Origin of the sequence: Actinomadura rifamycini DSM 43936, from assembly GCF_000425065.1 — a bacterium.
Classification (GTDB): domain Bacteria; phylum Actinomycetota; class Actinomycetes; order Streptosporangiales; family Streptosporangiaceae; genus Spirillospora; species Spirillospora rifamycini.
On record NZ_AULB01000008.1, the window covers coordinates 250,703 to 263,257 of the forward strand.

Below are 12,555 nucleotides of genomic sequence, written 5' to 3' on the forward strand. Positions count from 1 at the left end.
CCCGCCTAGTCACCGACCTGCCCGCCCTCGTCGTGGACGGGGCAGCAGGAGCGTACGGGACACGTCCGACACTTGTCGTTCGCGCGCGCCTGGAAGACGTCCGAGGACATACCGGTCGCGACGACCTCGATGAGCTTCTTCGGCCACTCGGGATCCGGGTCCTCGGCCGGGGGCGGCTGCTCCTGCTCCCGCGCGCGCGCCGCGAACGCCGCCTTGCCCACCTGGATGAGCTTCGCGCCGCCGGGTTCGATCAGTCCGTGGCGCTCGAACGCGCCCAGCATCACCGCGTACTGGTACACGCCGAGCTGCGGGTGGCGCGCCAGGTCGTCCTTCGGCACGGCGGTCGTGGACGTCTTCACGTCGATGATCACGGCGCGCCCGTGCTCGTCCCGTTCGGCGCGGTCGATGCGGCCCTTGATGACGACCCGGCCGAGGTCGACCTTGAACGACTCCTCCAGCGCCACGACCTCGTTCGGGTTGTCGCGGTGCCAGGTCAGGAACTTGTCGACCATCCGCGCGGCCTGCTCGCGCTGCTTGTCGGAGTACCACGAGCTGCGGAACTCCAGGTCGTTCCAGATGTCGTCGAGCCGCTCGGCGACGTGCACCTCGTCGATCCCGTCGTCCGCGCCCGCCATCTCCGCGACCGCGTGCACCACCTTGCCCATGGTGCTGAACTCGTTCGGGCCGCCCTCCTGCGCGCCGACGGCCGACGCGAGCAGCCACCGCAGCCCGCAGGTGGTGAACGCCTCCACCTGCGACGGCGAGATCGTGATCTGCTCGTCCTCGGCGAAGGCGGGGCCCGGGTCCGACAGCGCGGTGATCGCGTACCAGTTCTCCGGGCGGGCGCCGCGCACGCCCGCGCGGGCGAGCCGCGCGAGGTGGCCGGCGGCCGCGCGCCGCAGCGGTTCGGGGCGCCCCGGGTCGCCGACGACCGAGCGGAGGTCGGCGACCAGCGCCGACAGCGACAGCCAGCGCGTCTTCTCGTCGAGCTGCGACTGCTCGATCGCGCCCGGCAGCAGCTCGTTCAGGAACCGCGACGGCCGCTCCTCCGCGTCGTCGCCGCCGACCGCCGTCACGACGAGCCGCTTGCGCGCGCGCGTGACCGCGACGTAGAAGAGCCGGCGTTCCTCGTCGAGCATCTTCGCGGCCATCGACGCGCCGACCGCGGGCCCGTCCGCCGGGCCGTCCTCCTGGGAGCCCGCGTGGTACTCGACCAGCTCCTCGACGCCCAGCAGGGAGCCGCGCAGCCGCAGGTCCGGCCAGACGCCCTCCTGCACGCCCGCGACGACCACGACGTCCCATTCGAGGCCCTTCGACCGGTGCGCGGTGAGGATCCGGACGGCCTCGCCCTCGGGCGCCTGCTCGGCGAGCGTGTCCCCGGCGATCTCCTGGGCGGCGATGTTGTCGACGAACAGCTCGGCACCGGCCTGCGGCAGCCGGTCGACGAACCGGGCCGCGTGGTCGAACAGCGCCACGACGGCGTCGAGGTCCCGGTCGGCCGCGGCGCCGCGCGTCCCGCCCCGCATGCTCTGCTCCAGCAGCACGTCGGCCTGCCCGCTCTCGCGCCACACCTCCCACAGGACGTCCTCGGCGGTGCCGCCCTCGGCGACGCTGCGGCGCGCCGTGTCGATCAGGTGGGCGATCCGCTCCGCCGGGCCCCGCACCCGCTCGTGGACGAGCGCGACTTCCCTCGGGTCGTTCACCGCCGCCACCAGCAGGTCCCCCAGTGGACGGTTCCCGCCCGAGAGCTCCTCCAGGTCGCGCAGCGCGCGCTTGAGGCGGCGCATGCCGAGCGCGTCGGCGCCCCCGAGCGGGCCGGTCAGCAGGTCCTCGGCGACGGCGTCGTCCAGGTAGTCCTTCTTCAGCGCCGCCCGCAGCAGCACCAGGAACGGGCGCACGGCGGGCTCGGACACCAGCGGCACCTCGTCGCCCGCGACGACGACCGGCACCCCGGCCTGCGCGAGCGCCCGCCGCAGCACCGGCACCTGCCGGACCGCGCTGCGCACCAGCACCGCCATCCGCGACCACGGCACCCCGTCCAGCAGGTGCGCGCGCCGCAGCTCGTCCGCGACCAGCGCCGACTCCTGCGACTCCGAGTCGGCGATCACCGCCCGGACCTCGCCCTCCTCGGCGTCCTCCGGCGGGACCAGCGCCCGGTGCTCGGCCGCCAGCGACGACCCGGCGGGCAGCCGCCGCGCGATCCGCCGCGACGCCTCCAGGATCTCCGGCCCCATCCGGCGGCCGTTCCGCAGCGCCACCACGGGCGCCGGGTCGCCCTCGACCGTCCGGAACCGCTCGGGGAACTCCAGGATCCCCCGCACGTCCGCGCCCCGGAACCCGTAGATCGACTGGTCGGGGTCGCCCACCGCCACCAGGTCGCGGCCGCCGCCCGCCAGGTGCCGCAGCAGCGCCTCCTGCGCGGGGTCGGAGTCCTGGTACTCGTCGACGAACACGGCGTCGTAGGCGTCCCGCTCGCGGAGCCGCGCGTCCTCGTCGGCGAGGGTCTCCGCCGCGATCTGGATCAGCTCGCCGTAGTCGTAGGTCGGGACGGGGTCGAGCGCGAACCGCTCCTCGTACCGGTCCATGAACCCGGCGATGGCGGGCCAGTCGTCCCGGCCCCGGATGCGGCCGAGCGCGTCCAGGTCGTCCGGCAGGTAGCCGCGCTCGACGGCCCGCAGCACGAAGTCCCGCAGCTCCTCGGCGAACCCCCGCGTCGCCAGCGCCGCGCGCAGCCGCTCCGGCCAGTCGCGGGCGCCGTCCGCCAGCTCGCCCTCCAGCAGCCGCCGCACCTCCAGGAGCTGCTCGGGCCCGGACAGCAGCCGCGGCGACGGCTCCTCGCCCTCGACGGCCTCCCGCCGCAGCAGCGCGTACGCGTACCCGTGGAACGTCAGCGCGAGCGGCGTCCGCGTCGTCCGGTGCAGGCGGCCCGCGATCCGCTGCCGCAGCTCCCCGGCCGCCTTCCGGCTGAACGTGAGGACGAGCACCCGCTCGGGGTCGACGCCCCGGTTCTCGATCCGGTCGACGACCGCCTCGACGATCGTCGTGGTCTTCCCGGTGCCCGGCCCCGCCAGCACCAGCAGCGGGCCCCCGGCGTGCTCGACCACCCGCCGCTGCCGGTCGTCCAGGACGGGCGCGACGGCGCGCGCGGGACCGGCGCGGCGCACGAGACGGTAGGAAGCAGGCGGCACAACAGTTCATTGCAGCAGATCAACGAGCATGATCGGACCACAACGCACTCATGTCGCGGAAGTGTGCAGGGTGGAACGCCGAAGTGACGGTGACGAGACCGGTTCAGACGGGTTCGTCCGGGTTCCATCGGGCCCGCGCCATGTCCACGCGGCGGCCGTCCGGACGCAGCGGGGTGCCCTCGGCCCGCCAGTGCCCGTGCGCCTCCACCTCGTTGCAGCGCGGCGGGCTCCCGTCCGCCCGGATGACCCGCCACCACGGCACGCCGCCGCCGAACAGCGACATGACCCGGCCGACCTGGCGGGGCCCGCCGCGCCCGACCAGCTCGGCGATGTCCCCGTACGCCAGCACCTTGCCGGGCGGGATCCGCTCCACGGTCTCGAGCACGGCCTCGGAGTACTCGTCTGGGTCCATCACCCGATCGTCTCGCGTCCGCCGGGCCGCCAGGGCCCCGGCGCGGGATCCCGGCCGGAGCGCAGGCCGGGCAGGTGCAGGCCGGGCGGGCCCGCGCCCGGGCCCGCGCCGGGCGGCCGTCCGGGCCCCGGACCGGGGGCGGGCGGGCGCGGGGCGCGCGGGTGGCGGCGCGCGAACAGTGCCGAGATCCACACCGCGGCGACCGTCCCGCCCAGGATCCCGCCGACGACCAGGACGAGCGCGCCCGTGAACCAGGCGGGGCGCTCGATGACCCGCACCGGCTCCGGCTCCGCGGCGCCGAACCGCCGCCCCGGCGGCTTGCCCGCGGTCGTCTTCGCCCGCTCCCGCGCCAGCTCCGCCGCGGCCGACAGGGACCGCGCCGCGTGCACCACGCCGAACCCGATCTCGGCGTCGTAGACGTCCGGCGGGCCGTTGCGGGTGCCGTCGACGATCGCCTGCGCGACCAGCGCCGGCGGCAGCTCCGGGTACTCCGCCTTGATCAGGGCCGCGATGCCCGACACGAGCGCGCTGGAGTCGCTCGTGCCGCTGCCCAGGGCGTACCGCCCGCCCGGCAGCCCGACCGGCAGCCCGGTGCCGGGCGCCGCCACGACCACCGAGTAGTTGCTGTTGGAGAACGCGGCGCGCGCGCCGTCGGCCCGCGACGCGGCGACCGCGATCACGCCCGGGTACGACGCCGGGTACGAGTACGGCGCGAACCCGTTGCCGTCCCGCAGGTCCGGGTCGTCTCCGTCGTTGCCGACCGCCGACACCACCACGGCGCCCTTCGCCATCGCGTACGCGATGGCCTGCCGCTCCGCCGTGATCTCGCCCTCCTTGCCGAGCGAGAGGTTGATGACGTCCGCGCCCCGGTCGGCGGCGTGCCGGATGCCGCGCGCGACCGCCTCCTCCGCCTTCTTCGAGCGGCGGAACCGCGTGTACGAGGCGTCCTCCTCCTCGGCGATCGCCCGGATCGACAGGATGCGCGCCTCCGGGGCGACGCCGACGACGCCGTCGCGCCCGCCCGGCCCGTGGCCGCGGCCCGCGATCAGCGACGCCATCCCGGTCCCGTGCAGCCGCTCCGGCTCCGTCCCGGCGTCCTCCTCCGCGAGCATGTTGGGCCCGACGGTGACCGCGCCCCGCAGGTCGGCCTGGTCCGGGTCGACGCCCGAGTCGACGACCGCGACCGTCACCCCCTCGCCGCGCGTCACCTTCCACGCCTGGTCCACGCCGAGGGCGTCCAGGACCGGCTGCTGGCGCTGGCGCACCTCGTCCGCGCGGGCCGGTGCGGCGGGCAGCCACGCGACGGCGACCGCGGTCAGGGCCGCCGCCGCGCGCCTCAGCACTGCCACTCGCGCTTGGAGCAGTCCGGCAGCGCCGGCGTGGACAGCGACTCCTCCAGCGCGTTCGCGAGCTGCGGCGCCAGGATGAACGGGCGCCCGGGGCGTTCCCGCTCGACGGCCGCCGCGGGGCGCCCGTCGCTGTGCCCGGACGTCGTCAGCACCACGTACGGGCCGCCGCGGTCGCTCCCCCGGGCCTGCCGGGCCGCGTCGGTGAACCGCCCGGAGGCCGTCCCGGGGAACGCCGCGGCCCGCAGCGCGGGCCGCACCCCGCCGGACCCGTCCGGCCCCTTACCGCCCGGAAGCTCCTTGAACGCCCGGTCGGCCTTGAAGGCGTCCGGGAAGACGACGACGCCGACCGTCGTCACGATGCCGTTCAGCGCCCCCACGTACGTCGCGCGCAGGACCGCCTTGCACCCGTGCCGGGCGAGCGTCTCCGCCATCGCGGAGTCCACGGCCCGCGCGCAGTCGGTCTCGGGCACGATGCCCGTCCGCGTCGCGTACTCGGTGACGCCCTCCTCGACCCGGTACGGGACCCGGTCGGGGAAGATCCGCTCCGCGGGCCACGCCTGCCAGCGCCGCGCCACCTCGGCCCGGGACGCGATCTCCAGTTCGGCGTCCGTCGGCTCGCGGGTGTAGGAGTTCCACACGCTGCCCAGCGCCGCGACGGACGCCAGCACGTAGCAGCAGCCGACGACGATCGCGACGACCGTCCACTGCCGTCCGCGCAGCCCGAGCACAGTCACGCGCGGGGGCGGTTCCGGGGGAGGGAACGGCACGGGGGGCTGGGGGGAAGGGGGCAGGAACGCCACAACAGCCTAGATTAGCTGCGGTTCCGGCATTCCGCCCCTCTCGCCGGGGTGACGCCGGGGAATGCGGCCGGTCATGGCAAGGTTGTGCGAGTGGGGACGACGATGTCCCGCCCCCTTGAACAGCCGAGCGTCAGCACAGGAGCACCCACCGTGTCGTTGCCACCTCTGGTCGAGCCCGCAGCGGAGCTCACCCGCGACGAGGTCAACCGCTACTCGCGGCACCTGATCATCCCCGACGTCGGAATGACCGGTCAGAAGCGACTCAAGAACGCGAAGGTCCTGGTCGTGGGCGCGGGCGGCCTCGGCTCCCCGGCCCTGCTGTACCTGGCCGCCGCGGGCGTCGGCACCCTCGGCGTCATCGACTTCGACGTCGTCGACGAGTCGAACCTGCAGCGGCAGATCATCCACCGGCAGTCGTCCCTCGGCAAGCCGAAGGTCGAGTCCGCCGCCGACACCGTCCGTGAGATCAACCCGCTGATCGACGTCGTGGTCCACAACACGGCGCTCGACCGCGACAACATCATGGACATCTTCTCCGGCTACGACCTCATCCTGGACGGCACCGACAACTTCGCCACCCGCTACATGGTGAACGACGCGGCCGTCCTGCTCGGCAAGCCGTACGTGTGGGGCTCCATCTACCGCTTCGACGGCCAGGCGTCGGTGTTCTGGGCCGAGCACGGCCCGTGCTACCGCTGCCTGTACCCCGAGCCCCCGCCGCCCGGCATGGTCCCGTCGTGCGCCGAGGGCGGCGTCCTGGGCGTCCTGTGCTCGTCCATCGGGTCCATCCAGGTCAACGAGGCCATCAAGCTGCTGGCCGGCATCGGCGAGCCCATCGTCGGCCGCCTGATGATCTACGACGCCCTGGAGATGACGTACCGCTCGGTCAAGGTCCGCAAGGACCCCGAGTGCCCGCTCTGCGGCAAGAACCCCACGCAGACCGAGCTGCTCGAGGACTACGAGGCGTTCTGCGGCGCCGTGTCCGACGAGGCCACCGCGGCCGCCAAGGACTCGACGATCTCCGTGCACGACCTCAAGGCCATGCAGGACCGCGACGACGACATCTTCCTCGTCGACGTCCGCGAGCCGAACGAGTACGAGATCGTCTCGATCCCGGGCGCGACCCTCATCCCGAAGGGCGAGTTCCTGAACGGCTCGGCCCTCGAGCGGCTGCCGCAGGACAAGAAGATCGTCCTGCACTGCAAGTCGGGCGTCCGCTCCGCCGAGGCGCTCGCCGTGGTGAAGAGCGCCGGCTTCGGCGACGCCGTCCACGTCGGCGGCGGCGTCGTGGCCTGGGTCAACCAGATCGACCCGAGCCTCCCGTCCTACTGACGCGCCCGACCGGCGCGTCCGACCGGACGCAGCCGAAGGCCCCCGGAACCGCACGGTTTCGGGGGCCTTCGCGTTCCGGGGGCTTCGCGTTCCGGGGGCGGGGCCGCCCCGGGCGTCAGCGGCGGAGGGCCGCGGCGCCGCGGGACGCCAGGGCGACGGCGAGCGCGGCGGCGGCCAGGGCGGCGGCGGCCAGGGCGGCGGCCAGCGCCATGAGGGGGCCGGTCCCGGCGCCGTCCGCGACGAGGCCGCCCGCGAAGGCGCCGAGGGCGATGCCGCCGTTGAAGACGCCGACGAACAGGGCGGTGACGCGCTCGGCGTCGTCCGGCGCCGCCGCGAGCAGCCACGTCTGCACGCCGACCGACACGCCGCCGTAGGCGAGCCCCCACACGACCATGAGGGCGGACGCGCCCGCGTGCGTCGTCCCGAGCAGCGGGACGAGCGCGACGGCCCCGGCGACTCCGGCGGCGAGGACGGCGAGAGTGGCGCGGGGCGCGTGCGGGGCGCGCAGGCCCGCGGCGACGTTGCCCGCGACGCCCGCGATCCCGTACAGGAGCAGCAGCGTCCCCACCGCCCCGGGGCCGAGCCCCGCGGTCTCCTCCAGCACCGGGCGGACGAACGTGTACGCGGCGAAGTGCCCGGTGACCAGCAGGGCCGTGACGGCGAGGCCCGTCGCGACGGCCGGGCGCCCGCCGAGCCGGCGCGCGGCGCGGCCCCCGAGCGTCCGGTCGGGTGCCGGGAGGCGCGGCAGCAGCGCGGCCATCGCGGCCGCGACGGCGGCCGCGAGGCAGGCGACGGCGACGAACGCGGCCCGCCACCCCGCCGCCGCCTCGACGAACGCGGCCGCCGGCACCCCGAGGACGGACGCCGCCGCGACCCCGCCGAAGATCGTCGACGTCGCGGCGGCCACGGCGGGCGGCGGGACGAGCCGGGGCGCGAGGCCCGCGGCGAGCGCCCACACGCCGCCCATGCCGAGCCCGACGAGGACGCGGGCCGCGAGCAGGACGCCGAAGTTCGGCGCCCACGCGGCGAGCAGGTTCGCCGCCGCGAGCAGCAGCATGAGGACGATCAGGGCGGTGCGGCGGTCGGCGCGGCCGGCGGCGCGCGGGACGAGCGGGGCGGTCACCGCGGCGACGACGCCCGTGGCGGTGAGGGTCCAGCCGGCGGCGCCCGCGCCGACCCCGAGGGACGCGCCGATCGGTGTGAGCAGGGCGACGGGCGCCATCTCGGCGGTGACGACCGTGAACGTGCCGGCCGCGACCGCGGCGACGGACGCGCGGCTTCCGGCGCGCGCGTCCGCCCGGACCGGCTTGTCGGAGACTTCGTGCATGCCGTCCATCCCACGGCCGGGGCGGGCGCCGAACAACGGCCGATCCCTCATGCTTCAATGAGCCGGGCTCATCGATGCAGGCGGGAGGGGGTCGCCGTGGCGGGGCTGGAGATCCGGGAGCTGGAGTGCTTCCTCGTGCTGGCCGAGGAGCTGCACTTCGGCCGGGCGGGCGAGCGCCTCTACGTGTCGCAGAGCCGGGTCAGCCAGCTGCTGCGGTCGCTGGAGACCCGGATCGGCGCGCGGCTGGTCGAGCGGACGAGCCGCCGGGTGCGGCTGACGGCGTTCGGGGAGGCGTTCGCGGCGTCGCTGCGGCCCGCCTACGGCGCCCTCGCGGGGGTCGTCGAGGAGGCGCGGGCGACCGCCCGCGGGCGCACCCGCGTCGGTTTCCAGGGCGCGGTGTACGAGCAGGTCACGCGGGCGATCGCGGAGCTGCGCCGGGACCGGCCGGAGCACCGGGTCGACATCGCCGAGCTCCCGCTCGGCGACCCGTTCGGGGCGCTGCGGCGCGGCGAGGTGGACGCGGCGGTGGTGCTGCTGCCCGTGCGGGAGCCCGATCTCACGGTCGGCGCGGTGTTCTCGCGGCGGCCGCTGACGCTGGCCGTCCCGGCCGGGCATCCGTTCGCCCGCCGGGCGCGGCTGGCGGCCGAGGACCTCGCCCGCACCGCGCTGATCCCGGTGGAGGGGCCGGCGCCGGACTACTGGCGGCGGTTCCACTGCCCCGCGACGACGCCGGACGGCCGCGCGATCCCGCACGAGGACGGCGTCCGCACGCTGCAGGAGGGGCTCACGCAGGTCGGGGCGGGACGCGGCGCGATGCTGCTGTGCGACGCGACGGCGCGCCTCAACCGGCGCGGCGACGTCGCGTTCGTCCCGGTCGGGGGCCTGCCGGAGTCGGCGCTCGGGCTGGTGTGGGCCGGGGACGGGACGGCCGCGGCGCGGGCGCTCGCCGCGGCGGTTCAGGCGTCGGACGGCGGCGTGTAGGGCAGGTGCAGGATCCCGCCGAGTTCGGCGAGCATGAGCTCGAACATCGGCTCGGGGTCGTCGAGGGCGAACTCGAGGTGGCCGAAGACCTCGAGGCTGACGCCGCCCTGCAGGCGGATCCAGCACTTGAGGAACTGCAGGACGACGCCCAGCGGGAGCGAGACGCCGAGGTCGGCGCGGTAGCGGGCGAGCTGCTCGCGCAGGCCGGCGGGGATGTCCTCGTCGGCCGGGACGGGGAACGGCCGCTTCTGCCACAGGTCGAGGAACAGCGACATGAACGTCCAGCCGAAGCGGCGGGCGCACTCCTGGGCGAAGTCCGTCTCGTCCCGGTGGCCGGCGCCGCGGACGGGGACGCCGAACAGCAGCCCGTACTCGCGGGGGTGCGCGAGGGCCCAGCGGCGGAACTGCCGCGCGACGGCCAGGAACTTGGCGCTCATGTCGTCCGGCGGGACGGCCTTGGCGGCGCCCATCAGCTCGGCGGTGAGCTCGGTGAAGATCTCGCCGATGAGGTGGCGGAGCAGTTCGCCGTGGCTGCCGAAGTAGCGGTACAGGGCGGGCGCCGTCATCCCCATCTCGCGGGCGATGGCGCGGAGCGTCACCGCGTCCGGCCCCTGCTCGATGAGGATGCGGCGGGCGGTGTCGGAGATCTCCCGGACCGTCGCCGCCCGCACCCGGTCTCGCCGTGTCGCCACCTGCGTCGCCCTCCCTCCGTCCGCCGGCCGCCCCCGGCCGTCCCCGCATGATCCCGCAAAAACACCATTGACGAAAGTGAACGCCGTATGCCAAGTTTACGGCGTTCGCAGTTAACGGCATTCACTCTTGTGACCGAGTGTAATGGGGGTCAACGGTGTTCGACCGATGGGGACGATGGGTGGACCGGCGCCGCCGGTGGGTGCTCGCCGTCGCGGGCGCCGCGCTGGTGTTCGCGGGCGTGTGGGGAACCGGCGTGTTCGGCGCGCTGTCCCCGACCGGCGGCTTCGACACGCCGGGCAGCGAGAGCGCCCGGGCGGCGGCGATCGCCGAACGCGACCTCGGGCGGGACGCCGCCGACGTCGTCGTCCTGTACCGGGGCGGCACGACCGTCGACGACCCCGCGTACCGGACGGCCGTCGAGGCGGCCCTCGCCGGCCTGCCGGCGGACGAGATCGCCTCGACCGCCACCTACTGGACGACCCGGGCGCCGCAGTTCGTCAGCGAGGACCGCACCGGCACCTACGCCGTCCTGCGGCTGGCCGGGGCGGACGACGCGGAGCGCGAGGAGAGCTACGAGGCGGTCCGGGACGACCTGACCCGGGTCGGCGGCGGGCTCACCGCGCAGGTCGGCGGGGCCGTCGCCACGAACGTCGCGATCAACGAGCGGGTGTCGGGGGACATCGCGCGCGCCGAGCTGACCGCGATGCCGGTGCTGCTCGTGCTGCTGGTGCTCATCTTCGGCGGGCTGGTCGCGGCGAGCCTGCCGCTGCTGGTCGGGGGCCTGGCGATCCTCGGCTCGTTCACCGCCCTGCACGTCCTGACCTACCTGACGGACGTGTCCGTCTTCGCCGTGAACATCACGACGTTCCTCGGGCTCGGCCTCGCCATCGACTACGGGCTGTTCATGGTGAGCCGGTACCGCGAGGAGATCGCCCGCCGCGACCGCGCCGACGCGCTGGCCGCCACCATGGCCACGGCCGGGCGGACGGTCGCCGTCTCCGGCGTCACGGTCGCGGTGTCGCTGTCCGGGCTGCTGCTGTTCGACCAGAACTTCCTGCGCTCGATGGGCTACGGCGGCATCGCCACCGTGTTCGTCTGCATGATCGGCGCGCTGACCGTGCTGCCCGCGCTGCTCGCCGTCCTCGGGCCTCGCGTCAACGCGCTGTCGTTCCGCCGCCGCGGGACGAACCGCGGCGAGAGCGGCGAGGGCTGGTGGGGACGGCTCGCGCGCAGCGTCATGCGCCGCCCGGTGGTCTACGCCGTCGCGACCGTCGCGCTCCTGCTCGCCCTCGGCGCCCCCTTCCTGCGCATCAACTGGGGCGGCGTGGACGCCAAGGTCCTGCCGGCGGACGCGGAAGCCCGGGTCGTCGCGGAAGCCCTCGAGACGGACTACCCGCGCAACGCGACGAGCCCCGTCGAGGCCGTGGTGACCGGGACGTCCGACCGGGCCGCGATCCAGGCGTATGGGGACCGGCTGGCCGCCCTCGACGGCGTCACCGGCGCCGCCGTCACCGGCTCGAACGGCGACGGCGGCACCACCCGCATCGCGCTCGCCTACACCGCCGACCCGAACAGCGCCGCGGCCCGCGACCTGGTCGAACGCGCCCGGGACGTCCCGCCGCCGCCCGGCGCTGACGCGCACGTCGGGGGCGCCACCGCGGCCGTCGTCGACCAACTCGCGAGCGTCGGCGCGACGCTGCCGCTGGTCGGGCTGCTCGTCGGCGCGGCGACGTTCGCGCTGCTGTTCCTGGCGTTCGGGTCGGTGGTGCTGCCGCTCAAGGCGATCGCGATGAACGCGCTGTCGCTCGCCGCGGCGTTCGGCGTCGTCGTGCTGGTCTTCCAGGACGGCAACCTGTCCGGCCTCCTGGACTTCACCGCCACCGGGGCGATCGCGCCCGCGATGCCGATCCTCATGCTCGCGATGCTGTTCGGCATCTCGATGGACTACGAGGTGTTCCTGCTGTCGCGCGTCCGCGAGCAGTACGACCTCACCGGCTCCAACACGGCGGCGGTCGCGGCCGGCGTGCAGCGCACGGGCGCCGTCATCACCAGCGCGGCGCTGCTGTTCATCGTGGTCATCGGCGCGTTCGCCACGTCCGGCATCACGTTCATCAAGATGACGGGCGTCGGGATGGTCGTCGCGATCATCGTGGACGCCACGGTCGTGCGGGCCCTGCTCGTCCCGGCGACGATGCGGCTGCTCGGCCGCGCGAACTGGTGGGCGCCCGGCCCGCTCGCCCGGTTCTACGGCCGGTACGGGATCCGGGAGGGCGACGCCCCCTCCGGCACGCCCGCCGGACCCGGGCCCGAGCCGGCGCCGCCGGTGCCGGTCCGCTGACCGTCCGGACAAGGGAAACGCACCACCAAGTGAGCGAAAGCGCTTGTGCTCGCCCATGAGCGGGGAGAGACTGAACGCGATTCGCCCGGCTGCCCGCGCGTGACGCGCAACCGCGACGGAGCCCGCCCGGCGTGC

The 12,555-nt window shown here is 75.2% G+C and carries 9 protein-coding genes; 3 read left to right on the forward strand and 6 right to left on the reverse strand.

Annotated features, from left to right (window positions below; all coding sequences use genetic code 11):
- Positions 1-5 precede the first annotated feature (5 nt).
- The 4 genes from H505_RS0106085 to H505_RS0106100 all read right to left on the reverse strand — a co-directional run bounded on the left by H505_RS0106085 (position 6) and on the right by H505_RS0106100 (position 5,683).
- Entirely contained in the window at positions 6-3,188 is a 3,183-nt protein-coding gene (locus H505_RS0106085; RefSeq protein ID WP_034516849.1) for an ATP-dependent helicase, read from the reverse strand.
- Positions 3,189-3,291: 103 nt separating this feature from the next.
- Positions 3,292-3,600, reverse strand: coding sequence for an MGMT family protein (locus H505_RS0106090; RefSeq protein ID WP_034516850.1), 309 nt, complete (start codon positions 3,598-3,600; stop codon positions 3,292-3,294).
- Positions 3,600-4,949, reverse strand: coding sequence for a S8 family serine peptidase (locus H505_RS52290; protein WP_281173410.1), 1,350 nt, complete (start codon positions 4,947-4,949; stop codon positions 3,600-3,602). Before H505_RS52290 ends, H505_RS0106090 begins: the two co-directional genes overlap by 1 nt.
- Positions 4,937-5,683 carry a hypothetical protein gene (locus tag H505_RS0106100; RefSeq protein WP_245592449.1) on the reverse strand — a complete coding sequence of 249 codons (747 nt, stop codon included), beginning with the start codon at positions 5,681-5,683 and terminating at the stop codon, positions 4,937-4,939. The genes H505_RS52290 and H505_RS0106100 overlap by 13 nt, the downstream gene beginning before the upstream one ends.
- Before the next feature lie 216 nt (positions 5,684-5,899).
- Between H505_RS0106100 and moeZ the strand changes: the two genes are divergently transcribed.
- Positions 5,900-7,081, forward strand: coding sequence for an adenylyltransferase/sulfurtransferase MoeZ (moeZ, locus tag H505_RS0106105; protein WP_026401277.1), 1,182 nt, complete (start codon positions 5,900-5,902; stop codon positions 7,079-7,081).
- Between the two features lie 115 nt (positions 7,082-7,196).
- On the opposite strand, the gene H505_RS0106110 is transcribed toward moeZ, so the two are convergent.
- A complete protein-coding gene (locus tag H505_RS0106110; protein WP_157432916.1) occupies positions 7,197-8,408 on the reverse strand; it encodes an MFS transporter in 1,212 nt (403 codons plus the stop codon).
- Between the two features lie 96 nt (positions 8,409-8,504).
- Between H505_RS0106110 and H505_RS0106115 the strand changes: the two genes are divergently transcribed.
- The gene (locus H505_RS0106115) at positions 8,505-9,389 is read left to right on the forward strand and encodes a LysR family transcriptional regulator (RefSeq protein WP_026401279.1); all 885 of its coding nucleotides are present in this window, start codon (positions 8,505-8,507) and stop codon (positions 9,387-9,389) included.
- Here the strand turns inward: H505_RS0106115 and H505_RS0106120 are convergent.
- A complete protein-coding gene (locus H505_RS0106120; RefSeq protein WP_026401280.1) occupies positions 9,365-10,081 on the reverse strand; it encodes a TetR/AcrR family transcriptional regulator in 717 nt (238 codons plus the stop codon). The two genes, H505_RS0106115 and H505_RS0106120, sit on opposite strands and share 25 nt — an antisense overlap.
- A gap of 155 nt (positions 10,082-10,236) precedes the next feature.
- Here H505_RS0106120 and H505_RS0106125 point away from each other — a divergent pair, with 155 nt between their 5' ends.
- Complete coding sequence (locus H505_RS0106125; protein WP_026401281.1) at positions 10,237-12,420, forward strand: MMPL family transporter; 2,184 nt, start codon at positions 10,237-10,239, stop codon at positions 12,418-12,420.
- Positions 12,421-12,555 lie beyond the last annotated feature (135 nt).

Bases quoted from the DNA above. Each gene is read 5' to 3' on its own strand.
- H505_RS0106110 (WP_157432916.1), bottom strand. From the start codon at position 8,408: ATGCACGAAGTCTCCGACAAGCCGGTCCGGGCGGACGCGCGCGCCGGA.
- H505_RS0106090 (WP_034516850.1), bottom strand. From the start codon at position 3,600: ATGGACCCAGACGAGTACTCCGAGGCCGTGCTCGAGACCGTGGAGCGG.